Raw genomic sequence first — 24,004 nt, forward strand, 5'->3', positions numbered from 1 at the left:
TTATTCTCCATTTATTAATCTACATGCAAAACGATTTGTCCAAGCTTTCTAGTCTGTGGAACATCAATAACACGCTGATTGATACTTCCCCTCCATTTTGCCTGCAAATCTATCTTATCAATTTCAAATTCTCCGTCAACCAGAACATCCAAATATTCCATAATTTCCAGAGATTTAATTTCTTCATAAGTGAAGCCCGTGTAAAGCCAGACGGTCTTCCCGGGAAATCTCTCCCTAATCTCCCGGGCAAGGGCCGTCACTTCCTGACGATTGCCAGGATAAAGTGGATCTCCGCCACTAAATGTTATGCCTGATATATAGTCGCGAGATAAGACCTCGTATAATTCATCCTTTGCAGCCTGATCAAATTTAAGTCCTCCATCAGGATCCCAAGTAACCGGGTTCTGACACTCCTTACAATGATGATCACAGCCAGCTACCCAAAGTACAGTGCGAAGGCCGTCACCATTGAGCATGTCATCCTTTGTAATGTTATGGTAATTCATATTCTTCAAGTCCTCTACATTGATTTACGATCGGCAATCTCTGCCATCTTTGCCTCATTCAAACGTGTATCTCCCTTTACACGTGAATATGACAAGTATCCATTCATACGGTCGATTTTTGTAAGATTCTTGCTGCCGCAAACTGGGCAAACATCCATCTCTAATTCTTCGTGACCACAATCATCACAGTATGAAAGGGAAAGGTTAACTCCTTCGTAGAAGCCCTTTGCCATAGCGCGACGAACAAGTGTCTTTACAGCGTCGCGGTTGTAATTGATTGGGTAACGAACGTACTGAATCTTTCCACCGTTTGAAAGCTCCCAGAATCTGCCTTCCAAATCCTGCTTTTCAATTGGTGTAATGTCTTCTGTAACATGACAGTGGAATGAGTTTGAAACGTACTCTCTGTCAGATACATTCTCAATGATTCCATATTTGTTTCTAAACTGCTTTACCTGAAGTCCGCAGAGGTTCTCAGCTGGTGTGCCGTAGATAGCATAAAGATTGCCATCCTCCTCCTTGAACTGATTTACTTTTTCATTGATATGCTTAAGAACCTCGATAGCGAACTCTCCGTCTTCTACAAGAGATTTGCCATTGTAAAGCTCCTGAAGCTCATTAAATGCGGTAATACCGAATGAAGCAGTTGCAGCCTTAAGAAGTGGCTTAATTTTATCGTGGAAACCAAGGTGTCCACCGTAGAAGCCGCCCTCGCAATAAGCAAGTGGATTTGTGCTAGCGCGCATTTCTCCAAGATATGCATATGTACGAATGTGAAGCTTTCTAATCATTTCAAGATAGTAATCAAGCACTTCGTAGAAATCCTTTGATTCCTGACGTGACTTAGCAAGAATCATAGGAAGGTGAAGTGATACTGCACCAATATTGAAACGACCAATAAATACTGGCTCATCATTTTCATCTGCAGGCTTCATGCCGCCCCTTTCATACCAAGGTGAAAGGAATGCACGGCATCCCATAGGTGAAATTACCTTGCCATATTTCTTGTACATGCTGGCAATGTAGCCCTCACCCGTAAGAGAAAGCCAATCTGGATACATTGTCTTACGTGAACAATCGATACCTGCTTCAAAAACATCCTCAAGCTCCTTACCAGGGCCGTGAAGATTTTCATCATAAAGGAATACAATCTTAGGGAAAAGAACTGGCTTTTTGAAGCCTGGCTTTCCCTGGCCGATTGAACGAACCTTTAAGCATGCCTTTGATGCCATCTTTGCAAATACTGATGTACCAAGACCAATTGTAACAGTGATAAATGGATAGTCACCACGGCTGGAAGCAACTGTGTTGAACTTGTACTCCCATCCCTGGAAGCCCTGTTCCATTTCTCTTTGTACTTCTGCCATTGATACTTCGTGAGCCTTTTCCTCACCAATACCAAGAGCGATGTATTTTTCCATGTATTTATCGAATGATTTCTGAGCATATTTCTCAAGAATCTGATCAGCCTGAGGAATAGTGAAACCACCGTACTGCTGGCTTGCAGCAGAAAGAACGATGTCACCGATTACATCAAATGCTACATCCAAACTCTTAGGCTCGTTGTAGAAAATGTTACCCATTTCAAAGCCGCCCTCAAGAACTGACTTTACATCGAAAAGACAACAGTTCATTGTGTCTCTTCTGGCGTTCATATCGTGGATGTAGATATAGCCATCACGAATAGCCTGAACTTCCTCAGTAGTAAGGAAAAATTTCTTGTAAAGCTCCCTATTAAGCTCATTGAAAATTAAAGAACGTTTTGTGGATACAAGCGCAGAATCAGTATTTGAATTTTCCTTGTCACCAATGTACATGATGTTTTGAGACTTCTTATAAACATCATCCAACATCTGGACAAAATCCTGCTTGTAATTGCGGTAATCGCGGTAAGATTTTGCAACCATAGGGTTAACACGTTCCAAAGCACCCTCAACAATGTTATGCATTTGCGCAATTTCAATTTTCTCAAGGCCAAGTTCCTCCACTCTTTCTTCAACGAATTGACAGATAAACTTTTCCTGCTCAGGAGTAAATTTTACAAGTACGCGTGTAGCAGATTTTCCAACAGCTTCTACAACTTTTTGCACATCAAATGGTTCAAGTGAGCCATCCTTTTTAACTACATATCTTTTCATGTTCCGCCTCCGGGTTTTATATAAGAATGAATCGTATTGTATATAATATTCAGTCAATATCTAGTTGATTTAAAACAAAAACTACTAGATATTGTGTTGATAGAATTATACTACCACCACATTATCTAGTAGTCAATAGACTTCTGTACCACAAAATAAAGTTTCACAATTTAGTCATAATAACACCCTACATCTTTATGATTTAAATCACCATAGGTGGCATAAGTAAGACATTTCAATCCACCCTTACAGAATGAACAATAGTCACAATCCATACATTCATCAGGAGTAGTGTCGTCTCTAAGCTCCTGTAGCACCCTAGAATTATGATATAAATCCAACATGTTATCCTCTAGCAGATTCCCAACCACTATCGGCATACGTCTACAAGGAACTAAATCGCCATTTTCCATGACAGTCAGCAAGGTATCTCCTGCTGTGCAGGAATAAGGCAGATTATTAGTCTTTAAAAATTGCAGAGCACGATATAGCGCCACTTCTGTTTTACACCCCTGTCTTCTTAGTGCAAAGCTCGCCCTTGTGATCATATCAAGGTACTCTTTCGTTTGCTCTTTATTCATGCAAAGGTTAACCTCTGGAGAATTCAATGGAATATATCTATCCGACCATACAGTGTCCACTCCATATCTTTTTGCAAACTTAACAACGTTTGGCAACTCTTTATAATTGAGCGCCGTTGCAGTAAAAGATAAAGAAACATAAACATTGTACTTTTTCAGCAGCTTTACAGCCTTTGCCACTTTAGAATAAACACCCTTGCCTCTTATGTAGTCGTTAGTTTTCTTGCTGCCTTCCAGGCTCACCTGAACATATTCTGGGCCATAACTGGCAATCCTTTTTGCTATCTCATCCGTGATAAGAGTGCCATTTGTAAGAATCGAGAAACTATATAAATCACTATCCTTCTTAAATTCTTCTAAGAGCTCAAAAAAATGAGGAGAACACAGTGGTTCCCCTCCTGTTATATTAATATGTCCTTTGATTTTCTGCTCCTTAAGAAGCTGTCTGTATTGATTTAAAATACCCAAAAGCTGCTCACTATTAAGTGAAACGGGTACATGACCTTCTTGATAACAATGTAAGCATTTAAGATTGCAGCTTTCACTGATATGCCATTGCAATACAAATTCTCTTACCATGAGCCGCCTCCGCCGCAAGAAGAACATCCACCACCACAAGATGAGCATCCGCCGCCACATCCTGAGCTAGAACCAGAGCTAGAACTGCTGCTTGTATATGTATCTGTATAATACACAGAGCTTGTTATATTATCTGTATACTTTCGATATCTGTTTGTTGCATCTGCAGTGTAATCATATTTCTGTACGAGCTTTTTGGATATACCCAGAATAAAAGCGTATGGAAGAATCTCATCAAAATAATCAGGGTCTTCCTTAATCTTTGCCTCTAAATCTGTCTTTTTTATTCCAGAAAGATAATCCTTATATGCTTCAACTCTAGCTTGCAACTCTTCGCCATAGGCACTCTTTTTAGGCGTATTAGCTGCAAAAAATCCTATAGCTATAATTGCAAGGAATGCAGGCAAAAAGAACCATCTAAGAGTCGGATCCATATCCTCCGACTTAATATAGGCAAATCCCCAAGCTACACAGGAAGCAAAAAACAGAAAGCTAGATATAAAAAACTCTACGTAAGATGTAATATTGTAAATTTGAGAATCAAACTTCGCTTCTAACATTTTGCAAAGCTTACCATTTAGCTTACGAACACTTTTATCCTCTGCTGGGTTCACCTCAGAACCATTTTGGAAAAGCCCTTCATATACAAGCTTCTCTGCTTCAGTCATATTACCAATACTTGTATTTACTTTATGAATCTTTAATTTTGTTTTACTACTAGGGTTCTTAATACGTACGTACCCTTTGGCAGCAAGCTGAATAATTACAGTTACCAGAAGAAGCTGTCCACTTCCCTGGTAGATATAACCCATTTCAACAGCTTCAAGGCCACCAGGAGCTGTCCCAGAAACATATTCGCCATCAACCAAATCGCTATCTTTGTTTTTATTCCAGAAGAAAAAGCTAATTAAAACACTGGCCAGGCAAATCAGACATAGTCTAAAGGCAAGGCTCTTATAATTAACTGTAGAATCTGTGAAGTACCCCTCCGGCAATTCAACATCAACAGTGAGTGCTCCATTTAGATGATAATCCTTAGAAACCACTGCTGTAATGGTATTACCATCAACTGTGTAATCTACCTGGGAAGAAATATCTTTCTTACGCTTTTTGTCCGCAAAGAATGACACTTTGCTGGATGAATCAATATCCTTAGGCAAAGTGATATTAACCTTAGCTCCATTGATTTCAGTGCCCCAATAATCGCCAAAAGCATGAAAAATCAACTCATCAAAGCCCTTGTAAACATCGCCCCCCATATCATAATCGTAGGATATTACGTAGTCATAATCACCTTCATCTAAAGTATAATAAGCACTTCCTATTTTGATTCGCTTCTTTCCATGAATGGTATCAACTGTATATTCTTCGTTTTCGCACTCCAGGTTAGTAATTTCACCCTTTCTTGACATAGTTTTCTTGTCTTTTGAGGTATACTTGAGCCATTCTGGAATAAAACGAAAAATACCATGATGCCCATCTTCATAGAAATTTACAGTAATATCTTCAGTAACGTGAATTTTATTATTTTCATCCACATCAAGATTCACTTCATAAGCTTCAATTGTAAAACCATCTGCCTTGGAAGCCTTGGATGATGAGCTATTTATAATAAATCCCACTATCTGGATTCCACAGAGAATCAGGCAAATTATCCCTAAAATAAAAAAGGTTACACCGAAGAAGTGTAACCATTCCTTGCATCTTTTAAACACCACAACACTCCCACTCTAAATCTGATGTTTCATCCTTCTTAGAACGAGTCATCAGCTCATATACTGCATCCTTTGCAGCAAGTCCATCGAAAAGAACCGCATTTACGATATCTACGATAGGCATTTCGATATTGTATTTCTCTGCAAGCTTCTTTGCCGCCTTTGCAGAATATACGCCTTCTACAACCATGGCAACCTTTTCCATAGCCTCATCCTTGCTCATACCCTGGCCAATATAGTAACCAGCCATTCTGTTTCTAGAATGAATAGATGAGCATGTAACAATCAAATCACCGACACCTGTAAGACCTGATAATGTCTCGGCCTGGCCACCCATTGCAACTGCAAGAGCAGAGATTTCCTTGATACCACGAGTAATAAGAGCAGCCTTTGCATTGTCGCCAAAACCAAGGCCATCTGACATACCAGCAGCAAGTGCGATAACGTTTTTCAACGCAGCACCAACCTCTATACCCTTAACATCTGGTGATGAATATACTCTGAAATATTTGTTCATGAAAAGATTCTGAACAAAAAGCGCTGTCTGACGGTCTGTTGAACCAGCAACTACAAGTGTAGGCTTGAATACAACAACCTCCTCAGCATGGCTTGGGCCAGATAATACGCATATACGTTTATCTTTTCCTAGCACATCCTCCAGAATTTCTGTCTGTGTGAAAAGAGTATCTTCCTCAATACCCTTTGTAACAGTAATGAAAATCTGATTTGGATTAACAAAGGATTTAATCTTTTCAGCTGTCTCTCTTGTTGCTTTTGATGGGACAGCCATCAAAATAACATCAGCGAACTTTGCTGCAGACTCAATATCTGCAGTAAACTTCATAGATTCTGGAAGCTTAACTCCCTTTATTTTGTCACTGGTATGAGTGTCGTTCATCTGATCAACCTGTGACTGACGATGTGACCAAACCTCTACTTCATGACCATTTTTGTCAAGCATTACAGCAAGGGCTATACCCCAGCTTCCTGCACCTAAAACACTAATTCTTGCCATTATGCCCTCGTTTCTGGATGGAATGAGAATTTGTTCTCTTTTCCATTGATTAGACGTCCAATATTTGCATGGTGAAGTGCAATTGAAAGTGCAGAAACAAGGCAGCAAATAACAAGTGCTTCCTTAAGCTGTGCTCCTTCAAATTTGCCATCTAAAAGTCCCATCTTGGCACCGATAAGCATCTCGATTGCAAATGAAAGCTCACCAATGATAGAACCAAGTGATACATAGCGAGTAAGTGCAACAATCGCTATAAATACACATGCTGGAATTGGAAGTCCCATTGGGAAAAGTGCGATGATAAAACCAAGTGTAGATGCAACGCCCTTTCCACCTTTAAAATGCATGTAACATGGGAAATCATGACCAAGCACACAGCCAAGGCCTGCATATACCATGTAAATATTAACGTTTTCTACAAAACGTCCAAAAATCAGCCAAACAAAAAATACCGCTACTACGCACTTAAGGCAGTCCCATGCAAGTGTAGCAAGACCTGCAGGAACTCCAAGAGTTCTCATTGTGTTAGTGGAACCAACATTACCACTACCAACCTTTGTTAAATCAATATTCTTAGATTTACCGATGAGATATCCCATCAAAATCATTCCAAAACAATAGCCAATAAGTAATGCTAAAATTCTCCCCAAAACAACCATTATTCGTTTTCCTTTCTCTCTCTAATGATAAATTTTAAAGATGTACCTTCAAAACCAAAGGCATCTCTGATTCTGTTTTCCAAGTATCTAACGTAAGAGAAATGCATCAGGTATTTCTCGTTTACAAAGATAACGAATGTAGGTGGCTTAACAGCAACCTGAGTTGTGTAGTATATCTTAAGGCGCTTGCCCTTGTCTGTAGGTGGCTGCTGAAGTGCAACTGCCTCAGATACGATTTCGTTAAGAACACCTGTAGCTATACGCATTGAGTTGTTTTCAATAACTGCATCGATTGTCTCGTAGATTTTGCCAAGGCGCTGACCGCTCTTAACAGAAATAAAGAGAATTGATGCATATGGCATAAATGAAAGAATCTGACGAATCTTTGTCTCATGCTCCTTCATTGTTTTATCGTTCTTTTCGATAGCATCCCATTTGTTAACACAGATGATGATACCCTTTCCACGTTCATGAGCAATACCAGCGATTTTAGCATCCTGCTCAGTAACACCTTCTGTAGCATCAATCATGATGATAACAACATCTGCCTTTTCAACAGAAGCAACAGCACGAACTATTGAATAGCGTTCAAGGTCCTCCTTGATTTTGCTCTTACGACGAAGTCCTGCTGTATCGATAAAGATGTAATCCTTGTGATTGTAACGAACCTTTGTATCTACAGCATCACGTGTGGTACCGGCGATGTCAGAAACGATAACACGCTCTTCACCACAAAGCTTATTAATAAGCGATGATTTACCAACGTTTGGCTTTCCGATAACTGCTATACGTGGTGTGTCATCCTCTTCTTCGTTTTCTGTAGGCTCTGGGAAATAGCTGCAAACAACATCAAGCATATCACCAAAACCAAGACGTGAAGATGCTGAAATCGCGATTGGATCACCAATACCAAGATTGTAGAACTCGTAAACATCAGCCATATCACGCTCAAAGCTGTCTACCTTGTTAACAACAAGAACAACCGGCTTGTGACTACGTCTAAGCATATCTGCAACCTTTGAATCGCTATCCTGAAGACCTTGCTTTACATCAACAAGGAATACGATAACATCTGCTGTATCGATAGCAATCTGAGCCTGCTCACGCATCTGTGATAAGATGATATCCTTTGAATCTGGCTCAATACCGCCTGTATCAATCATAGTAAAATCGTAATTTAACCATGATATATCTGCATATATTCTATCTCTTGTAACACCAGGGGTGTCTTTTACAATTGAAATTCGCTCTCCTGCGAGTGCATTAAATAATGTGGATTTACCAACGTTAGGGCGACCTACGATGGCCACTACTGGTCTTGCCATATTATACCTCTTTCTAATGTCCGATTATGGCGTAAACTAAATCACGCCCGTCTGATTGTACTATACGAGTTTTGACTTGTAAAGCCGACTCAAGCTCAGATAAAGTGATGTCATCAAGGAATACTTCCTCGCCACTTCTAAGCATTGTACAAGACAATAATAAACTATCTCCAAGCTCTCTATTTGAAAGCTGTTTTATTAAATCCTGTCCTGTAATTAATCCAGAAACAGTAATTTCTTCACCGAAAAATTCGTTTGTAATTGCCACAACATCAACAGTAACTCGATTAAACTTTTCTGTAATCAAATCTGCAAGCTGACGCATAAATGGAGCTGCAAGCTTTCCTGTTGCGATTGTCACATGGCGCTTTTTCATAAATAAAGGCTTTTTAATATCCTCAAGGGCATCTAAAACCTCTTCATGAAGAAGCCTAAGCATTCCAACACCATTTTCGAGCTGAATAAAACCATCGTATCTATCAGCCTCTGGAAGTGGTCTGCCTGCAAGAATATACCACTCATCAGATGCTTGAACAAAATGATTTCCAAAGCGTTCCATTGCAATTTGCTGCCAGTGCTCAATTTGGTCGATTACCTTTCCTGCTTCCTCAGGTGTGTAGGTGCGAAGTGGGAAAAGTCCATCTCTGAACTTTGTGACACCAACAGGCACTACTGACATAGAGCTCATGACAGGCGCAAACTCCATCAAATCAGAAATTGTTCTATCCAATTCTGGTCCATCATTAAGACCTGGGCAGGAAACAACCTGTGCATTCATAGGAATCTCTGCTTCATAAAGCTTGCGAATCTTATCAAGAATATCTCCTGCAAATCGGTTGTGAAGAAGCTTCACTCTAAGCTCAGGATTAGTTGCGTGAACAGATATATTGATTGGACCAAGCTTATAAGCAATGATACGATCTAAATCAGCCATCTTCATATTTGTCAGAGTAACATAATTGCCCTGTAAAAATGAAAGACGTGTATCGTCATCCTTGAAATAAAGAGTCTCTCGCATGCCTGGTGGCATTTGATCGATGAAGCAAAATGCGCATTTATTGGAGCATGATTTGTAATCATCCATAAGACCATTGCAGAAAATTACGCCAAGGTCTTCTCCCTCTTCCTTCTCAACAAAAACTGAAGAAGTAGTCCCATCCTCATGGAGAAGCTCAACAGTGATATCAGCATCATCTGAATAATAATGATAATCAAAAATATCAACGAGCTCTGCATTATTAATTTTTGTGATTATATCCCCAGGAATAAGTCCCGCCCTATCTGCCGGGCTGCCTTCACTTACCTGAGCAATTTTATGACTTGAATTTAACATACTGGTATATACTCAAAAGCATTTTTAATATGCTTTAAATGTCCTTCCTCAATTGCAATAACATCAAACCTAACACTTGTGCCGCCATCCATGTGACGACTATACATATAAAAATCTGCGACTCTAGAAATCTTACGCATTTTATTAAAGTTAACTGCCTCAAAGCCGGTGCCTCTTGCAGCAGATTTTCTATATTTTACTTCTACAAAAACTAAGTAGCTGCCATCCTTTGCAATAATATCTACCTCTCCCATTTTACAATAAAAATTCATTTTGAGAATAGACATTCCTTGACGCTTCAGATAGTCAGCTGCCAGCTTTTCAAAATCATTTCCTTGCGTTCTGTAATTCAATAAAACCTCAATTCTAACCTAGCTTTGATTTAATCTTTTCCATATCATTTACAAAGACCAAAATCTCAGCAACAACCTCGTATAACTCTGGTGGGATTGCATCACCAATATTTAGTTTACTAAGGGTCTGAGCCAATTCATTATCCTGGTAAAAAGGCACATCTGCCTTCTTTGCCTCTTCGATGATTTGCTCAGCCACATAGCCCTTTCCTGAAGCCAAAATCTTTGGTGCTGTATCTCCAGCCTCGTAAGAAAGGGCAACAGCAGTTTTGTTTTTATCAAATGTCTTTTCTTCTGCCATAATTATGCCCTCATATCAAAGCTATATCTGTGAACCATGCCCTCTGCTGTGTTTTCAGTAGATACTGGCGCAGCCCCAAGAAAATCCTCTACAAAGTTTTTCTTCGGCTCACCACAGGTTACTTCAGATGTAACCGAGAAACCTTTCTTGGCAAGTCGCTCTGTAAGGATATCTAAATTGTCCTCAATAAGCTTCATAGAATCTTCGCTAGCAAGATTCCATTTGCAACCAACCTTGGACTCTTTCAAACTAATGAAAACATCTGTAGAACCTAAATACTCCATATCAAAGTGAAGAAATGCAGTGATTTCCTCACCCTGCTCATAAGATGCCTTTTTGTTCTGGCGAACATAAAGCATACTATCAGTGTTCTGATTGTACATCTTAAGCGGAATCTGGATGAAATTGTACATTTCATTTGCAGAATTCATAAAGTTGACATTCTGCTTAATCTGAGATGTCTGAGTTTTGATTGTGTCTGCAGCCTTATTATTGAAGTTTGCCACAAGACGCTCTAAGGCCTCCGTCTGCTTTAAAACTCTTTCATATAGCTTTGAAATCTCGCCCGGCTTTGTAACCTCTTTTGGCTCCATAGCAAAGCTATTTGTAATTATATTTTTAAGAAGTCCTTTATATAAAGGCGCTCCAATAATATCATTGAGTGTCTGCTTAGGAATATCAGGATGATTATTAAGATAATCAGTGATTTCCCTGAAAACCTGATTCATATCTGCGTCTGCCTTGAGAGTGCCGTTTTCAGCAAATATCTCATGATTATCCTTTGGAAAATCTGGCAGAGTGTTCAATATAGTATTGAATGAATCAATCTGTTTTTCAGATGCAAATGTATTTAAAACCTGTGTACCAAGCTCATTTTCCATAACTTGAGCCTGATTAACAGCGGTGCTTTCTGTCTGATTAGAAATAATAGCCTCAGTCTCTACCATGCCTGACTGAACCTGATTAGGATTCAATGCCTGCTCAGCGATAGCCTGCCCATTTACCTGAGGCTGCTGGCCAGCTTCTATAACAGTGGCATTTTCTGTGGCAGCAGCTGGATTATTTGTAACATTAGTAGTGTTTTCTGTAACAGCAGCTGTGGTGTTATCAGCAACTACAGGAGCACTTTCTGCCTCAGCAGTAGCTTCTGCAACAATAGCTTCATTAGTGTTAACAAATATATCCCTTATAGCATTATTAATGCCAATTACATCTCCTGTAGATACCTCACTGCTAGTCATTATCTCGTGAAGCATATCTGAAATCACATCAAAATTATCCGATAGCACAGCCTTGTCATTAGCATAGTTTTGGAACATGCTGACGTTTTCAGGTGTAATCGGAAGATTTGATTTAGACATGGTTACAAGAGTCTGAATATCCACCCCTGGATTATTAATCATAGCACGATTCATAGCTGTCAAATTCTCAGGGCTGACAGACATAGAATTCTGCATCATTGAGTTAACCATGTTGATTGTACGCTCTGTAGCAGCCAAATTGGCCATATCCAAAGCTTTTAGAAGTGTAGGATTAGCATCTAGACTAGTAAGAGAAACTGGACGAATTTGTATAAGATTCCCATCGTTGCTTTTAACTTCAAAAAACACTGACTGACCAGGAGTAAGGCTAACTCCTGCATCCAAACGAGCTGTCATAGTCTGACCGTTGGCAAGCCCAATTGTAACCTTGCCATTGTCAATCGAATTAACAGAGCCCTCAAAAACCTCGCCTTCCTTGAGGTTGTCAGTTACTGAGCCCGTAAGGGACTGACTCTGACTAAGCTTTGTCATGTCAGCTCCGTTAACATAATTTGAGTTGTAAGGATTCAGTCCAGTGTTAATGTTCATAATTCACCTAATTATACAAAGTTTCCTATGAAGGATCTTCTATGAATTGGACAAGGGCCGTATTTCTTGATAGCCTCGATATGCTCTGCGCTACCGTAACCCTTGTTAGATGCAAAATGATATTCAGGATAAATGCTATCGTATTCTACCATCATTCTATCCCTGGTAACCTTCGCAATAATGCTGGCTGCGCCGATAGATATTGATTTAGCATCACCCTTGATAATCGGAACTTGTTTTATCTTTACCTCAGGTATGGTTACTGCATCATTTAACAATACCTGTGGCTCTACTGAGCATTCTGAAATAGCCTGGCGCATTGCTTCGTATGTAGCCTGAAGAATGTTGATTTCATCTATGCGCTGCTCTGAGCAAACACCAATTCCTACAGAGACTGCCTCTTTCATAATGATTTCGTATAATTCATCTCTTTTAGAGGCTGAAAGCTTTTTGGAATCGTTGATATAAAGGATGCTACAATCCTTTGGCAAAACAACGCAAGCTGTGACGACAGGTCCTGCAAGTGGACCTCTGCCGACTTCGTCAATACCGCCGATATAATCAAACTCTGGCCAATATTGATTCTCAAATTCCTTGAGGTGTTCGATACGTTCGCGCTCTATGCGAAGCTTTTCCATACGCTTCTGGGCCATGCCAATGATTTTCGAAACACCTGGACGGCCATCATTAATGTATTCCTCAATGAAATCTGGAAGTAAAAGCTCGCTAGTCTCTTTATATTCTTTTTGAATTTCTGAAATCTTCTTTTCGCTCATGTCTATTCTATATTCTCTACAAGTCCAAATGAGTTAAATGGGTAAACTCTAAGCCAAGCTCTGCCCACGATGTCTTCACCTTTAACATTTCCAACAGCATCAAAACGTGAGTCAGTACTGTTGTTTCGATTATCTCCTAGAACAAAGTATTCATCAGGTCCAAGAAGAATTTCGCTGCTAGCAAGACCAGCATTCATAATAACGTCTGTGCCGTATTGCTCATCAAGCACTTCGCCGTTGATATAAATAGTACCTTCGCTATCAATACTAACTACCTCGCCCGGCAAGCCAATGATACGCTTGATGTAATATGTGTCCTCCTCGTATTTAGGTGGAAAAACAACTACATCAAAACGCTCTGGATCATTGAAGCGATAGCTGATTTTGTCAACGATAAGATTGTCCCCATCTGACAAAGTATCTTCCATGGATGAACCACTAACTACCGTACGTTGTCCTACAAAATGAGTAATTAGAAAAACGACGCCAAAGCAAACCAGTACATTTATGATTACGCTAATAATTTCCTTAGCTACTGATGCCTTGGTGAGAGGTTCTTCCTCATCATCCTTCTTTTTCTTTTTTTCTTTTTTAGGCTTTGAATCGAAGTCCGACAAGTCTTCTACTTCTTTGATATTCTGTCTAGCCCTTTCGATGTCTCTTTTGATTTCTTGCTCTTCCTCGTTAAAGTCGATAACCTTCATGCTTATGGCCTTTCAAGTGAAATTTTTCCTAGACTACCATTTCTAAATTCATCTATTAAAACTGAAGCAGCCTTGTCGAAATCTGGCTCTGAGCCCTTTTTCAAGAAGTTTCTCTTGAGGGCGATTTCAGTAATAATTTCATGATTAACTAAATCTTCATTTATTTCATAACGAGCAGCTAATGCTCCTGGATAAGTCTCTTTTATAAAATCTGCAAGCTCCATAGCAAGCTCTCTGGTTTCGATGATTGCATCATTGATAGAGCCGATAAATGCTAAATGTAAGCCAACAGTATTATCCTCAAACTTTGGCCAAAGGATACCTGGTGTATCAAGAAGCTCCACTGATTTATTAAGCTTAATCCATTGCTTGCCCTTTGTAACGCCTGGCTTGTTGCCAGTTTTAGCAACGGCCTTGCCCGCGAAAGAATTGATAAATGTAGACTTTCCTACATTAGGAATACCTACAACCATCGCTCTAACTGGGCGATTCTTAATACCACGCTTTCTGTCCTTTTCAAACTTTGCAGCGCAGACCTCATCAAGTGTGGCCTGAACCCCCTTCATGTTCTTTCTATCACGAGAATCCAGCTCAACACAATAAAAGCCCTGATCCTTGAAATAAGAAATCCATTTCTGATTAACAGATTTATCTGCAAGATCAGATTTGTTTAAAAGAACAAGACGAAGCTTGCCATTAGCAAGCCCATTTATATCAGGATTTCGGCTAGATATAGGACATCTAGCATCGATAACCTCGATAACCAAATCTATAAGTTTTATATCCTCCTGCATCTGACGCTTTGCTTTGGTCATATGCCCTGGATACCATTGAAATTCCATATTCACCTCTCGTTAGAATGGGTATTTAGCCCAAACCTTACCTAAAATATCTTCGTTGGAAACGAAACCAACACTTTCATAACGCGAATCCTCTGAAGAATTACGATTATCTCCCAGTACAAAATACTGATCATCCAAAAGCGTAATTGGAGTCGCTGCAATACCTGGATTTTCTATGCGCTCCACATCAAGATTTTCTTTGTATAATTCATCATTGATGTAGATACGACCATTGCTGATATAGATAGTATCCCCTGGCACTGCAATAACACGCTTTACACTGTAGCTAGCGTTAACATTAGACTTTGGCTTGAATGCGATAACATCCCCTGCCTCAGGCTCAGAAAACTTGTAAGCAATAGTGTTTACAAGTAATATATCGGATGTTTGATAGGTTGGCTCCATAGATGCATTGGAACATTCTACTTGTTTACCGAATGCAGTAACAACTCCAAATGCCAAGCCAATCACAAGCACTAATTCCAGCAAAAATATCAAAACGTATCTTACTTTATCGAAATTTATTTTCTTGCGGCGTCTTCTAAAATTTAGCCCATCGTTTCTACGATGAAAGGTTTTATTAAATAATCGTTTAATTGATAAAAGCATACAAAAATCCCTTTAAATCTTTAGTATAAATATACCGCACTTTAGTCTAAAAATAAAGAACAGTCACAATAAAGTGACTGTTCCAGTGGATTCCGAGATTAGATTCTCTCCTTAACCTTTGCCTTCTTACCTGTGAGCTCTCTGAGGTAGAATAGCTTAGCTCTACGAACTTTACCTTTTCTAACTACTTCAATCTTCTCAACGTTAGGGCTGTGAAGTGGCCAAGTCTTTTCAACGCCTACGCCGTTTGATGACTTACGAACTGTGAATGTCTCACGGTTGCTTCCACCCTGTCTCTTAATAACTGTACCCTCGAATACCTGTGTACGAGTACGGTTACCTTCAACGATACGGCCGTAAACCTTTACTGTGTCACCTACCTGAAACTCAGGTACTTCTGCCTTAAGCTCGGCAGCTTCAATGTTTCTGATAATCTCGTTTGCGTTCATTTTAATTCCTCCAAATTTAGCGACATTCTTAATATTCCCTATTGAATAACAGCGGAACATCTCTTTTTTGCAACTCATTTATAATAACATGGTTGTTTATAATAATCAACAATCATTTTCCAAATATTTAGCATATAAATCAGGCCTACGCTCTTTTGTGCGTTCAATTGACTGTTCGTGTCTCCACGCATCAACCTTTGCATGATCACCTGATAAAAGAATAGCTGGAACTCGTCTGTCGTTCCAAACCTCTGGCCTAGAATACTGAGGATACTCCAAAAGATTGTTTTCTAAAGATTCATCCTCTCCTGATTCTGAGTTTGTAAGTACCCCTGGAACCATACGTGAAATAGCATCAATCATAACAAGTGATGGAAGCTCGCCACCAGTAAGTACATAGTCACCGATTGAATAATACTCGTCAACGATTTCCTCAAGTACTCTTTCATCGATGCCCTCGTAATGTCCGCAAAGTAAGCAAATATCTTCTTTTAAAGCAAGTGTCTTTGCATCTGGCTGCTTGAAAAGCTTACCCTGTGGTGTCAAATAGATGCAATGAACCTTGTGACCTGCCTTTTCGCAGACTGCCTGATATGCGTCGTATATTGGCTGAGCCTGCATAACCATGCCGGCACCACCGCCATATGGATAATCATCCACCTTTTTATGCTTATCAAGTGTGTAATCACGAATATTGATAGCTTCGAATGAAATAGAACCAGCCTTGCTAGCACGGCCAAGGATGCTGGTATTTAACGCATCCTCAATCATTTCTGGAAAAAGGGTTAAAATATAAAACTTCATATTAATCAATCAATCCTTCCATCAAATGAATTTCCATTCTGCCACCTTCGATATCTACATCCAAGATGCAATCCTTGATAGCTGGGACAAGAACAGTTTTACCGCTTTCAAGGGTAATCTCATAAACATCATTAGCACCTGTTTCCATAACATCAGAAATAGTGCCGAATCTATTGTCCTTATCAGAATCAAGATAAACATCACAGCCAATAAGATCTGCGATGAAATACTCATCCTCCTTAAGATCTACGCGATTGTCCTTTGTCACATAAAGGCCGTGGCCCTTATATTTTTCAATATCATTGATATTATCGATGCCTTTGAACTTGAGGATAACAAGATTCTTCTGTGGACGAGCATTTTCAACCTCAAGGCTGATATAACCCTCCTTACCTGCATCCAAAAGCAAATTCTTCATATTCTTAAATCTGGAAATATCGTCTGTAAGAGGAAAAACCTTTACCTCGCCTCTAATTCCATGAGTCTGTGTAATTGAACCAACCTGATATAAATCTTCCAAACTATTTAACTCCTAATTTTTTCTATTAGACTATCATATACAAATAGTTCTTTGCAAATGATAGGGCTATCAATTATTTTACTCATTGGCCTTGAGGCTTGCAACCATATCTATCTTTTTAAGATTACGGGACAAAGCAATACTTGTAACAAACATGATTAAAAGTTTACCTACCTCTTTCCTTGCCCTTATGGACTAGATGCCTGTCATTAACAATCTATGATAGCAAGTTCAAGTCATCATCCTAATTTAATACTGAACAATGAAGCCTCTTTCATCAGCCTCAATAGGAATCTGCTGCTTTTGTATATCGTCAATGCCTATATACCTATCATTAGCCAGCGACTTAATAAACAAGTATATAGCTTCCTCGGCTCCCTGAACCTCTACAGTGACCGAGCCATCATATTCATTTTTCACATACCCAGTAAGGTGATACTGGTTGGCTGCATTATTAGCTGTATATCTAAAACCAACTCCCTGCACTCTACCGGTAAATATCATTCTATATCTAACCAACTGATTCACCATCGCTTTCATCCTCTTATTTCTGACCATGTAAATTATTATAATGCTAAACAGCGTTAGAATAATGACAACAAGCGTTATCACTGACATAAAAATAAACATGGTCGCCGTCATCAAACCTGTAGGATGCCCATGTGCATCTGGATTACCATTCACTTCCAATTCAAACGTAAAATGTAAAACAAGATAATCAAAGAGTAGCTGAAACGGAATGATTATCAGCAGTATAAAAGGATTAAATTCTCTTGAAATATTCTTTTTGTTCATTATCCTCCCTAAGTCTTCCAATGCACTTATTTAATACGTTTCAGGAATAACCAGGTTCCACTGGTCTACAATTTTGCTGTTATCCACTAGACCAAGAAAATATGCAGTTACCTCCCCAACTTCATTGTTAATTGAATCATAAAGATAATCATCTGTAGTTGCATCTGAACAGGTTAGCATCAAATCATTTGACATGTTTTCATTTACATAATTAAGAAAATCACTCGTAATGTTGTACAGAGAATCTTCAACATATAAATCAGGCGCTCCAAAAGTATGCAAAATCTCGTGTGCATATACAGCTGGACCATTTAAGCATTGGCTGTCAATATTGAACAAATACACTATTTCATCATCCGATTCAATACCTTCATACCAGCTTCTTGTACATGAAATAGCTGTATTACTTTCATCAGAATCAACAAATACCATATATACAATATTATCCGCATTATACTTTTGTTTTAGCGCATCTTCATCGATATTCTTGTCGATAAAATTCCAAACAACCGTATCGCATTCTCCATTATTGATATATTCCTGATCTGTAATTTTTTTATCAAATGCCATGGAGTATTTTAGATCAGAGTTTGTAATAAAATCAGTTATGAAATCAGCAGATTTATTATAGCTTGCAACAACATTTTCTAAATAATCTCCAGCTATAGCTAGATAATTGTTGATATTAGATATCTTTTCTGCATCTTCTGTGCTGTCCCACTTTGACTCTGTATCATCGGCAAACAAACTAACAACGATAGTCGTACCAGCAATATTTCCAGCTGATCCTTCTGCGTGATACGCTATTTTAACATTACTATTGCGATTGTATACAAAACCGCCTACTGTAATTATAAGAATTGCCAAAATAACTAGTATTGAAAAATATCTTTTCTTTGTCATTCTAAAAATCCTCCTAAAAATTTTATCCAAAAACAGCGACATATTATCATATAAAAAAAATAATATGTTTAATCTTTAGACTTCTTTAGGATTCTTTACATTTACAACTATAGAAAAAGTGGAATCATAGAGATTCCACTTTAATTTTTAATTTACAAATACTGCACTAGCCCAGCCATTCTGCTCTAATAAGATTCTTAAGTTAAAATCATCATCAAGAGTGAACTTAGTTTGATCTGTAGTACCAAACAAAACTTTCTTTTTCAACATTTTTTCGATGTCTTTATTTACTGTTTCTGTATCTCTTTTTAGTGCCTTTGAAAAATCATAAACAGTGTATTCTGGATGATTTACCATCAAAACACCGTACTCTCGAATATTGTCAGCCACATTATTGATTTCATTATATCTATAAAACTCAAGAACGGTTAAAGCTAAGAATAAAACTGCTGGAATAATTGCAGCACCTATTAAGCAAACTAATGTAATAAGTAAGCAAATTACTGCAGCAACCAACTTGAAAGTATTACACCAAATCACACGGTAAGCCTTGCCATTTTTCTTTCTGTATTTTTTGTCCATCATGATTTAGGCCTCCTTTTTGCTTTCAACATATGTAAAGCTACTGTCTGACATTGCAATATGATTACAGAAAGCCTTAGCCTCTGATTTCTTAATTTTTCTTTCAAAAGTACAAGCAGGACAAACAACTGAATAACGTGTGTGTAATGGAAGCACCGGAATGAAAAACAGTGTAAAATACAGTCTGTTTCTGATTACAGCATGCTTCACTTCATTATTGCAGTTCATGCAAAGCTCAGTTGATTCCATTTCTGTCATAACTTTTGTTTTTTCTTTTGTTCCCAATAAGATAAACATTTTCATTCTCCCTTCGATATGTAAGAAATACTACTGCTGTAACTCAAATTCAAGGCTAACTACAGTACCATCGCTTTCTGAATTAACTGTGATAGAACCATCTTCATTTAGAGTGCCCTTATCTAAGAGCAATTCGTCTTCACCATTAACTACAAAGACAACTGAATCTTTCTTAACTTTATAATCGCCTGAAACCGAATATTCCTGTAGTTCCTCATCAATTCCAGAATATATATCATCTAAAGAACCTTTAATCTCGTTCTCCAAATCTGCGAACAAAGCATCGGCACTTTCATAACCAGCATACTGTGCAACTTCATCAGTAATATCTGATCTTGAATAACCTTCTGACTCTAAATACTTATCAATGATTGTATCCATGTTATCATCTACAAGTGTAGAAAACTGATCCTTGAAACTTGTAGTATCAAAAGCCATTGTGAATGTGTTATCATCTGATAACTCTAATGTCACATCCATAGTGATATCTCCGGCATTAATTCCTACATCAGCTAATGCCTGCATATCCTCTTGACTTGAAAACTGAGCAAGTTTGATTTCCGAAACATAATTTCCAGAAATGTCCTTTCCACCGCATCCAGTAAAAATTGTTGCAACTGCTGTTACTGTTGCTAGCATTAACGCTAATTTCTTTTTCATATTACGTCTCTCCTTAAAAATTATATTTAATGATGTGAATTGCCACACCGTATAAAATTTTAACAAATTCAATTTTTTTAGTAAAGCATTTAAAAAAATTTTTAAATTTGTAATTTAAAAGCATTATTAGTCCAATAAAAAAAGGAACCTGAAAACTCAGGTTCCTACAACATTAGTCAACGTCAACAATATCAACGATAACTTTCTTGTCAATCTTTGAGGCTGCAGCCTTTACTACAGCGCGGATAGCCTTGGCAATTCTGCCCTGCTTTCCAATAACCTTACCCATATCAGATGGTGCAACGCGAAGCTCAACAACGATTGATTTAGCGTCTTCCTTCTCTGAAACTACAACCTCCTCAGGATTGTCTACAAGTGACTTAGCAATTACTTCAACTAATTCTTTCATCACTATTCATTCCTTTCGAGTGTTTACTGAACGCCTGCCTGCTTGAAAAGTCTAGCAACTGTCTCTGTTGGCTTTGCGCCGTTTGAGATCCACTTCTTAGCTGCCTCAGCATCAACTGTAACTGCTGCTGGCTCCTGGTTAGGATCGTATGTACCGATTTCATCGATGTTTCTACCATCACGAGGTGCTCTTGCATCTGCTACTACGATTCTGTAGATTGGTCTCTTCTTCTGACCCATTCTCTTTAATCTAATCTTTACTGCCATTTTTAATTCCTCCTAAATAATAAAACTAAATGGTCTTGGCTAAAATGGGAAGCGCATTCCGCGGCGACCCTTGCCCATCATATTTGGCATCTGCTTCATCATCTTCTTTGATTGTTCGAATTGTTTAACGAAGCGATTAACCTCTGCTATATCTAAACCAGCTCCAGCAGCTATTCTGTGCTTTCTGCTAGGATTTAGTAATTTTGGATTCTCACGCTCTGCAGGAGTCATGGAAAGGATGATAGCTTCGATGTGTGCAAGCTTTTTATCATCCACTGCCCCTTCAATCTGAGCCAACTGGCTAGAATTGATACCAGGCATCATTCCAAGGATGGATGAAAGGCCACCAAGCTTTTTCATCTGCTCCATAGAAGTGAGATAATCGTTGAAATCGAATGATGCTTTCTTTACTTTCTTTGAAAGCTGCATTGCTGCATCCTTATCGATTTCGGCCTCTGCCTTTTCGATGAGTGAAAGTACATCACCCATTCCAAGGATTCGGCTTGCCATTCTGTCTGGATGGAACTGCTCCAAATCTGAAAGCTTTTCGCCCATACCAGCGTAAAGAATAGGCTTTCCTGTGACAGCCTTAATAGAAAGGGCTGCACCGCCTCGAGTATCACCATCAAGCTTTGTGATGATAACTCCGTCAATGCCAATCTTTTCATCGAATGTAGCTGAAACATTAACTGCATCCTGACCTGTCATGGCATCAACAACCAAAATGGTGTTGAGGATATCGATATTGCTCTTTATAGCTGCGAGCTCATTCATCATATCCTCGTCTATGTGAAGACGACCGGCTGTATCGAAGATAACAACATCGAAGCCGTTCTTTTTAGCATAAGCCATTGCCTCTTTGGCAATCTTTACAGGCTTTTCTTTATCTCCTAAAGAGAAAACCTCAACATCCTGCTTTTTACCGTTTATCTGTAACTGCTCTATAGCAGCAGGACGATAAATATCACAAGCTACCAATAAAGGCTTTTTGCCCTTTTGTTTTACCTTGCCAGCAAGCTTTGCTGTGGTAGTTGTTTTACCGGCACCTTGAAGACCTACCATCATGATTGTGGTGATGGCGCCGCCTGTGCCAAAAGTGATGTCTGTAACCTCTGAACCCATTAAATTAACAAGCTCTTCGTTTACAATCTTTATAACCATCTGCCCAGGATTCAAGCCGTTCATAACATCTGAACCAATTGCTCGCTCTGTGACAGTGTTTGTAAATTGCTTTACAACCTTGAAGTTAACATCGGCCTCAAGAAGTGCCATCTTAACTTCCTTTAAAGCAGCCTTTACATCAGCTTCTGTAAGTCTGCCCTTGCTTCTTAGATTCTTAAATACGCCTTGAAGCTTTTCTGAAAGTGAATCAAAAGCCATAAATTATAGTTCCTCTAAAATCAACTGAGATAATCGGGAAATCTCTGATAAAGTAGCTTCGCTAGGATTTCCTTCTGTCAATTCGTTTATACGAATGACATCTCCTCTAATGTTCATAAACTTTTCTACGAGATGGAGCCTAGATTCATAATCCTGTAAAAGCTTGTCGCATCTCTTTAAAATATCGTGCACCGCCTGACGGGAAATGGAAAGTGAATCTGCTATTTCTGCAAGGGATAAGTCATCATTGATGCTCATCTCATATACGCTACGCTGATGCTCTGTTAAAAGCTCACCATAAAAATCATATAAATAACCAGATTTAATCTTGTCTTCCATATCTCTCCTTTTAGCGACCTTAAATAATATACTATAATAAAATAGAGGTGTCAAGTATAAATACTTTACACCTCTAATATTATTAAAGTGAAGTTCTAACTATCTTTGGTCTGTAACCACCTTCATCCAAAGCCTTAAGAATCTGCTCCTTGTGGTCTGTACCGAATGCCTCAAGAGTGATGCGAAGCTCAACAGCTGCAGAACGATTTGTTGTAACAAACTGATTGTGCTCAAGCTTGATAACATTGCCCTGCTGATCTGCAATAAGCTGTGAAACCTTTGCAAGCATACCTGGCTTATCAGGAAGAAGTACAGATACTGTGAAGATTCTATCTCTGAAGATAAGTCCCTGCTGTACCACTGAAGACATTGTGATAACGTCCATATTTCCACCAGAAAGTACAGATACAACTCTCTTATCTTTGAAACCAAGATGATTTAATGCAGCAACTGTAAGAAGTCCTGAATTTTCAACTACCATCTTGTGATTCTCTACCATATCAAGGAATGCAACGATAAGCTCATCATCGTCTACTGTGATAATCTCATCGATATTTTCCTGAAGATAAGGGAAAATGTTTGAACCTGGTGTCTTTACTGCAGTACCATCAGCAATAGTATTTACAGAAGGAAGTGTTGTAACCTCTCCCTTTGCAAATGACGCCTGAAGTGAAGCTGCTCCACTAGGCTCAACACCGATTACTTTAATCTTTGGATTAAGAAGCTTTGCAAGTGTAGATACACCTGTTGCAAGTCCGCCGCCACCGATTGGAACAAGAATATACTCAACAAGAGGCAACTCCTTGAAGATTTCCATTGCAATAGTACCCTGACCAGTTGCAACTGCTAAATCGTCGAAAGGATGAATGAATGTATAGCCATGCTCATCAGCAAGCTTGTAAGCATACTCACATGCCTCATCATATACATCACCATATAAAACAACATCGGCACCGTAGCTCTTTGTACGGTTGACCTTAATAAGAGGAGTTGTTGTAGGCATAACGATTGTTGCCTTTACGCCATATTTGCTAGCTGCATATGCAACACCCTGGGCATGATTACCAGCAGATGCTGTAATAAGTCCCTTTGCTCTCTCCTCATCTGTAAGTGTGCTGATTTTGTAATATGCACCTCTAAGCTTATATGCACCTGTAAGCTGCATATTCTCTGGCTTAAGGTAAACCATATTTCCGCACTTCTCACTAAAATAATCGCTGTAAACCAGCTTTGTCTCGTGTGTTACCTCAGTGACAATCTTTGAGGCTTCTTCAAATTTGTCCAATGTAAGCATAATTAGTCTCCCTCTTGTGT

The 24,004-nt window shown here is 38.9% G+C and carries 29 protein-coding genes; 1 reads left to right on the forward strand and 28 read right to left on the reverse strand.

What is annotated here, in order from left to right; all coding sequences use genetic code 11:
* Window positions 1-14: 14 nt before the first annotated feature.
* From nrdG to BMY66_RS02245, 19 genes are all read right to left on the reverse strand, one after another.
* Window positions 15-506 (reverse strand): anaerobic ribonucleoside-triphosphate reductase activating protein, encoded by a 492-nt coding sequence (gene nrdG, locus BMY66_RS02155; protein WP_090393999.1) that lies wholly within the window; start codon window positions 504-506, stop codon window positions 15-17.
* A gap of 14 nt (window positions 507-520) precedes the next feature.
* Window positions 521-2,644 (reverse strand): anaerobic ribonucleoside-triphosphate reductase, encoded by a 2,124-nt coding sequence (gene nrdD, locus BMY66_RS02160; RefSeq protein ID WP_090394000.1) that lies wholly within the window; start codon window positions 2,642-2,644, stop codon window positions 521-523.
* A gap of 170 nt (window positions 2,645-2,814) precedes the next feature.
* Window positions 2,815-3,804, reverse strand: a complete 990-nt coding sequence (locus BMY66_RS02165) for a radical SAM/SPASM domain-containing protein (protein ID WP_177175559.1) — start codon at window positions 3,802-3,804, stop codon at window positions 2,815-2,817.
* The gene (locus BMY66_RS02170; protein WP_177175560.1) at window positions 3,798-5,519 is read right to left on the reverse strand and encodes a DUF2207 domain-containing protein; all 1,722 of its coding nucleotides are present in this window, start codon (window positions 5,517-5,519) and stop codon (window positions 3,798-3,800) included. Before BMY66_RS02170 ends, BMY66_RS02165 begins: the two co-directional genes overlap by 7 nt.
* Window positions 5,512-6,534, reverse strand: a complete 1,023-nt coding sequence (locus BMY66_RS02175) for an NAD(P)H-dependent glycerol-3-phosphate dehydrogenase (protein ID WP_074790462.1) — start codon at window positions 6,532-6,534, stop codon at window positions 5,512-5,514. Before BMY66_RS02175 ends, BMY66_RS02170 begins: the two co-directional genes overlap by 8 nt.
* The gene (gene plsY, locus BMY66_RS02180; RefSeq protein ID WP_049960244.1) at window positions 6,534-7,193 is read right to left on the reverse strand and encodes a glycerol-3-phosphate 1-O-acyltransferase PlsY; all 660 of its coding nucleotides are present in this window, start codon (window positions 7,191-7,193) and stop codon (window positions 6,534-6,536) included. Before plsY ends, BMY66_RS02175 begins: the two co-directional genes overlap by 1 nt.
* Entirely contained in the window at window positions 7,193-8,518 is a 1,326-nt protein-coding gene (gene der / locus BMY66_RS02185; RefSeq protein ID WP_044934299.1) for a ribosome biogenesis GTPase Der, read from the reverse strand. Before der ends, plsY begins: the two co-directional genes overlap by 1 nt.
* A 13-nt stretch (window positions 8,519-8,531) precedes the next feature.
* The gene (locus tag BMY66_RS02190) at window positions 8,532-9,851 is read right to left on the reverse strand and encodes a radical SAM protein (protein ID WP_044934296.1); all 1,320 of its coding nucleotides are present in this window, start codon (window positions 9,849-9,851) and stop codon (window positions 8,532-8,534) included.
* On the reverse strand, window positions 9,845-10,204 hold the full coding sequence (locus tag BMY66_RS02195) for a YraN family protein (RefSeq protein WP_033154043.1): 360 nt from the start codon (window positions 10,202-10,204) through the stop codon (window positions 9,845-9,847). The genes BMY66_RS02190 and BMY66_RS02195 overlap by 7 nt, the downstream gene beginning before the upstream one ends.
* Window positions 10,205-10,217: 13 nt before the next feature.
* The gene (locus BMY66_RS02200) at window positions 10,218-10,505 is read right to left on the reverse strand and encodes an EscU/YscU/HrcU family type III secretion system export apparatus switch protein (RefSeq protein WP_033154042.1); all 288 of its coding nucleotides are present in this window, start codon (window positions 10,503-10,505) and stop codon (window positions 10,218-10,220) included.
* Window positions 10,506-10,507: 2 nt separating this feature from the next.
* On the reverse strand, window positions 10,508-12,355 hold the full coding sequence (locus BMY66_RS02205) for a flagellar hook-length control protein FliK (RefSeq protein WP_090394003.1): 1,848 nt from the start codon (window positions 12,353-12,355) through the stop codon (window positions 10,508-10,510).
* 11 nt (window positions 12,356-12,366) lie between these two features.
* On the reverse strand, window positions 12,367-13,131 hold the full coding sequence (locus BMY66_RS02210; protein ID WP_090394004.1) for a ribonuclease HII: 765 nt from the start codon (window positions 13,129-13,131) through the stop codon (window positions 12,367-12,369).
* Window positions 13,132-13,133: 2 nt separating this feature from the next.
* Window positions 13,134-13,655 carry a signal peptidase I gene (gene lepB / locus BMY66_RS02215; protein ID WP_242942672.1) on the reverse strand — a complete coding sequence of 174 codons (522 nt, stop codon included), beginning with the start codon at window positions 13,653-13,655 and terminating at the stop codon, window positions 13,134-13,136.
* A gap of 182 nt (window positions 13,656-13,837) precedes the next feature.
* Entirely contained in the window at window positions 13,838-14,677 is an 840-nt protein-coding gene (gene ylqF / locus BMY66_RS02220; protein ID WP_044934288.1) for a ribosome biogenesis GTPase YlqF, read from the reverse strand.
* Window positions 14,678-14,689: 12 nt separating this feature from the next.
* Entirely contained in the window at window positions 14,690-15,286 is a 597-nt protein-coding gene (gene lepB / locus BMY66_RS02225; protein WP_052169867.1) for a signal peptidase I, read from the reverse strand.
* Window positions 15,287-15,384: 98 nt separating this feature from the next.
* Window positions 15,385-15,735, reverse strand: coding sequence for a 50S ribosomal protein L19 (gene rplS, locus BMY66_RS02230; protein ID WP_033154038.1), 351 nt, complete (start codon window positions 15,733-15,735; stop codon window positions 15,385-15,387).
* Window positions 15,736-15,840: 105 nt separating this feature from the next.
* Window positions 15,841-16,539, reverse strand: a complete 699-nt coding sequence (gene trmD / locus BMY66_RS02235; protein WP_033154037.1) for a tRNA (guanosine(37)-N1)-methyltransferase TrmD — start codon at window positions 16,537-16,539, stop codon at window positions 15,841-15,843.
* Between the two features lies 1 nt (window position 16,540).
* Window positions 16,541-17,059, reverse strand: coding sequence for a ribosome maturation factor RimM (gene rimM / locus BMY66_RS02240; RefSeq protein WP_090394006.1), 519 nt, complete (start codon window positions 17,057-17,059; stop codon window positions 16,541-16,543).
* Between the two features lie 249 nt (window positions 17,060-17,308).
* Window positions 17,309-17,590, reverse strand: coding sequence for an acylphosphatase (locus tag BMY66_RS02245; protein WP_177175561.1), 282 nt, complete (start codon window positions 17,588-17,590; stop codon window positions 17,309-17,311).
* Window positions 17,591-17,651: 61 nt separating this feature from the next.
* Here BMY66_RS02245 and BMY66_RS13940 point away from each other — a divergent pair, with 61 nt between their 5' ends.
* Complete coding sequence (locus tag BMY66_RS13940; protein WP_278335576.1) at window positions 17,652-17,777, forward strand: hypothetical protein; 126 nt, start codon at window positions 17,652-17,654, stop codon at window positions 17,775-17,777.
* A gap of 107 nt (window positions 17,778-17,884) precedes the next feature.
* Here BMY66_RS13940 and BMY66_RS02250 read toward each other — a convergent pair whose 3' ends face one another.
* From BMY66_RS02250 to ilvA, 9 genes are all read right to left on the reverse strand, one after another.
* Entirely contained in the window at window positions 17,885-18,757 is an 873-nt protein-coding gene (locus BMY66_RS02250) for a hypothetical protein (RefSeq protein ID WP_090394007.1), read from the reverse strand.
* Between the two features lie 147 nt (window positions 18,758-18,904).
* A complete protein-coding gene (locus tag BMY66_RS02255; protein ID WP_090394008.1) occupies window positions 18,905-19,342 on the reverse strand; it encodes a hypothetical protein in 438 nt (145 codons plus the stop codon).
* 3 nt (window positions 19,343-19,345) lie between these two features.
* Window positions 19,346-19,636 (reverse strand): zinc-ribbon domain-containing protein, encoded by a 291-nt coding sequence (locus BMY66_RS02260; RefSeq protein WP_044934250.1) that lies wholly within the window; start codon window positions 19,634-19,636, stop codon window positions 19,346-19,348.
* Window positions 19,637-19,666: 30 nt separating this feature from the next.
* Entirely contained in the window at window positions 19,667-20,296 is a 630-nt protein-coding gene (locus tag BMY66_RS02265; RefSeq protein ID WP_090394009.1) for a hypothetical protein, read from the reverse strand.
* 172 nt (window positions 20,297-20,468) lie between these two features.
* Window positions 20,469-20,705 (reverse strand): KH domain-containing protein, encoded by a 237-nt coding sequence (locus BMY66_RS02270; RefSeq protein ID WP_033154032.1) that lies wholly within the window; start codon window positions 20,703-20,705, stop codon window positions 20,469-20,471.
* A 23-nt stretch (window positions 20,706-20,728) separates the two neighbouring features.
* The gene (rpsP, locus tag BMY66_RS02275) at window positions 20,729-20,971 is read right to left on the reverse strand and encodes a 30S ribosomal protein S16 (RefSeq protein WP_033154031.1); all 243 of its coding nucleotides are present in this window, start codon (window positions 20,969-20,971) and stop codon (window positions 20,729-20,731) included.
* A gap of 39 nt (window positions 20,972-21,010) precedes the next feature.
* Window positions 21,011-22,351, reverse strand: a complete 1,341-nt coding sequence (ffh, locus tag BMY66_RS02280) for a signal recognition particle protein (protein WP_033154030.1) — start codon at window positions 22,349-22,351, stop codon at window positions 21,011-21,013.
* Window positions 22,352-22,354: 3 nt separating this feature from the next.
* Complete coding sequence (ylxM, locus tag BMY66_RS02285; protein WP_033154029.1) at window positions 22,355-22,690, reverse strand: YlxM family DNA-binding protein; 336 nt, start codon at window positions 22,688-22,690, stop codon at window positions 22,355-22,357.
* An 82-nt stretch (window positions 22,691-22,772) separates the two neighbouring features.
* The gene (ilvA, locus tag BMY66_RS02290; protein WP_090394010.1) at window positions 22,773-23,984 is read right to left on the reverse strand and encodes a threonine ammonia-lyase; all 1,212 of its coding nucleotides are present in this window, start codon (window positions 23,982-23,984) and stop codon (window positions 22,773-22,775) included.
* Window positions 23,985-24,004 lie beyond the last annotated feature (20 nt).

Origin of the sequence: Pseudobutyrivibrio sp. C4, from assembly GCF_900111635.1 — a bacterium.
GTDB classification, from domain to species: domain Bacteria; phylum Bacillota; class Clostridia; order Lachnospirales; family Lachnospiraceae; genus Pseudobutyrivibrio; species Pseudobutyrivibrio ruminis.

Bases quoted from the DNA above. Each gene is read 5' to 3' on its own strand.
- nrdG (WP_090393999.1), bottom strand. From the start codon at position 506: ATGAATTACCATAACATTACAAAGGATGACATGCTCAATGGTGACGGC.
- nrdD (WP_090394000.1), bottom strand. From the start codon at position 2,644: ATGAAAAGATATGTAGTTAAAAAGGATGGCTCACTTGAACCATTTGAT.
- BMY66_RS02165 (WP_177175559.1), bottom strand. From the start codon at position 3,804: ATGGTAAGAGAATTTGTATTGCAATGGCATATCAGTGAAAGCTGCAAT.
- BMY66_RS02175 (WP_074790462.1), bottom strand. From the start codon at position 6,534: ATGGCAAGAATTAGTGTTTTAGGTGCAGGAAGCTGGGGTATAGCCCTT.
- plsY (WP_049960244.1), bottom strand. From the start codon at position 7,193: ATGGTTGTTTTGGGGAGAATTTTAGCATTACTTATTGGCTATTGTTTT.
- der (WP_044934299.1), bottom strand. From the start codon at position 8,518: ATGGCAAGACCAGTAGTGGCCATCGTAGGTCGCCCTAACGTTGGTAAA.
- BMY66_RS02190 (WP_044934296.1), bottom strand. From the start codon at position 9,851: ATGTTAAATTCAAGTCATAAAATTGCTCAGGTAAGTGAAGGCAGCCCG.
- BMY66_RS02200 (WP_033154042.1), bottom strand. From the start codon at position 10,505: ATGGCAGAAGAAAAGACATTTGATAAAAACAAAACTGCTGTTGCCCTT.
- BMY66_RS02205 (WP_090394003.1), bottom strand. From the start codon at position 12,355: ATGAACATTAACACTGGACTGAATCCTTACAACTCAAATTATGTTAAC.
- BMY66_RS02210 (WP_090394004.1), bottom strand. From the start codon at position 13,131: ATGAGCGAAAAGAAGATTTCAGAAATTCAAAAAGAATATAAAGAGACT.
- ylqF (WP_044934288.1), bottom strand. From the start codon at position 14,677: ATGGAATTTCAATGGTATCCAGGGCATATGACCAAAGCAAAGCGTCAG.
- lepB (WP_052169867.1), bottom strand. From the start codon at position 15,286: ATGCTTTTATCAATTAAACGATTATTTAATAAAACCTTTCATCGTAGA.
- rplS (WP_033154038.1), bottom strand. From the start codon at position 15,735: ATGAACGCAAACGAGATTATCAGAAACATTGAAGCTGCCGAGCTTAAG.
- trmD (WP_033154037.1), bottom strand. From the start codon at position 16,539: ATGAAGTTTTATATTTTAACCCTTTTTCCAGAAATGATTGAGGATGCG.
- BMY66_RS02245 (WP_177175561.1), bottom strand. From the start codon at position 17,590: ATGGTGAATCAGTTGGTTAGATATAGAATGATATTTACCGGTAGAGTG.
- BMY66_RS13940 (WP_278335576.1), top strand. From the start codon at position 17,652: ATGACAACAAGCGTTATCACTGACATAAAAATAAACATGGTCGCCGTC.
- BMY66_RS02250 (WP_090394007.1), bottom strand. From the start codon at position 18,757: ATGACAAAGAAAAGATATTTTTCAATACTAGTTATTTTGGCAATTCTT.
- BMY66_RS02255 (WP_090394008.1), bottom strand. From the start codon at position 19,342: ATGATGGACAAAAAATACAGAAAGAAAAATGGCAAGGCTTACCGTGTG.
- BMY66_RS02260 (WP_044934250.1), bottom strand. From the start codon at position 19,636: ATGTTTATCTTATTGGGAACAAAAGAAAAAACAAAAGTTATGACAGAA.
- BMY66_RS02265 (WP_090394009.1), bottom strand. From the start codon at position 20,296: ATGAAAAAGAAATTAGCGTTAATGCTAGCAACAGTAACAGCAGTTGCA.
- BMY66_RS02270 (WP_033154032.1), bottom strand. From the start codon at position 20,705: ATGAAAGAATTAGTTGAAGTAATTGCTAAGTCACTTGTAGACAATCCT.
- rpsP (WP_033154031.1), bottom strand. From the start codon at position 20,971: ATGGCAGTAAAGATTAGATTAAAGAGAATGGGTCAGAAGAAGAGACCA.
- ffh (WP_033154030.1), bottom strand. From the start codon at position 22,351: ATGGCTTTTGATTCACTTTCAGAAAAGCTTCAAGGCGTATTTAAGAAT.
- ylxM (WP_033154029.1), bottom strand. From the start codon at position 22,690: ATGGAAGACAAGATTAAATCTGGTTATTTATATGATTTTTATGGTGAG.
- ilvA (WP_090394010.1), bottom strand. From the start codon at position 23,984: ATGCTTACATTGGACAAATTTGAAGAAGCCTCAAAGATTGTCACTGAG.